This is a genomic window from Aequorivita sinensis (assembly GCF_006346335.1).
GTDB classification, from domain to species: Bacteria; Bacteroidota; Bacteroidia; order Flavobacteriales; family Flavobacteriaceae; genus Aequorivita; species Aequorivita sinensis.
In genome coordinates this window covers 1-1,052 of sequence record NZ_VDMC01000055.1, presented here as the reverse complement: position 1 = coordinate 1,052, position 1,052 = coordinate 1, and the positions used below count along the sequence as shown (strand labels likewise).

The 1,052-nt window shown below is 32.2% G+C and carries 2 protein-coding genes; both read left to right on the top strand.

Annotated elements, in window-relative coordinates:
• Positions 1-195, top strand: a 195-nt coding sequence (locus FHP04_RS14650; protein WP_218937266.1) for a hypothetical protein, incomplete at its 5' end; no start/stop codon positions are given.
• Between the two features lie 32 nt (positions 196-227).
• Entirely contained in the window at positions 228-818 is a 591-nt protein-coding gene (locus FHP04_RS14360; RefSeq protein ID WP_139856838.1) for a hypothetical protein, read from the top strand.
• Positions 819-1,052 lie beyond the last annotated feature (234 nt).

Genomic DNA, 1,052 nt, shown 5'->3' with positions numbered 1-1,052 from the left:
TTTAATCTCGGTGTAAAGTTCGATATAACGGCCGTTTGCGCTGCGCTCAATTCGTTTTTAGGGGTTATGTTGCTTGCTATAACCCAATTATCCACTCAGCAAGCTTTAAAAATCGCATTCCAGAGAAATTTCATAAAATTCATGAAATACGGAAATCTTAACCCTGAAACTGAATTTAAAAGAAAATTAGTGTAGTTTTGAGACAGACTGCCGTTAGCTTTAATTTTATGAAAATCAAAACTCTATTATTGTTTCTGAATTTATCTCTTCTTGCAAGTGCTCAAGAACTAGCGACTTTTTGTGACAACGAATATGGAGGGAAAATTTTGAAAGAAACAAAATCGATTATCGATAGTTTGAAGAATAATGGAGCTCAAAATTTTATCTCACTCACTCATTATTCTGCTGGAACTGAGGCAGGATATGCTAAGATTCTTTGGAAACAAGAGAATGAGATTAGAGGGATAGAAATTAAGATTAATAAAACCGATAATGAACTTTACGAAACGACTAAATCTTCATTAATTACTGACCAAAATTTAAAAACGATTGAATTCTTGAATGGTAAAAAGTTGAATGAAAATAAAGAATTAAATGATATGTGTGAAGGTTGGATTTCACACCAACCATATTTTTTGCTTTATTACAATAATAGCGAAAATGAGGAATGTCTGAGTATTCCACAATCCAATACAGAATGTAATATTGAAGATTATCGTATAAAAATAATAGAGGAACTAAGTTTAGGTGCTTTGGAATTTCTTAAATTGAGAATAACAGAAGAAGAGTTTCAAAAACTTGAAATTAGAAAAAACTAAAGCTAACACCGGCTATAGTTCATTGCTTCTGACTTTCTTCTCGGAAAGTCCTCGCAAATTTGCTATCTTCGGTTTACGGCGGAAAATCCTAGCGGATTTTAACGCAACGAAACCATAGCCAACACGTTGTGCGCCAGCTAAAAATAATAAGAGCTATCTTGGTATTTAAAAAAAAGAACAATGGAAAAAGTAAATAATGAGAAGTGGTATAACAATTCTACAATAGTAGATACA

Coding starts and splice junctions, on each gene's coding strand:
- FHP04_RS14360 (WP_139856838.1), top strand. CDS start 228: ATGAAAATCAAAACTCTATTATTGTTTCTGAATTTATCTCTTCTTGCA.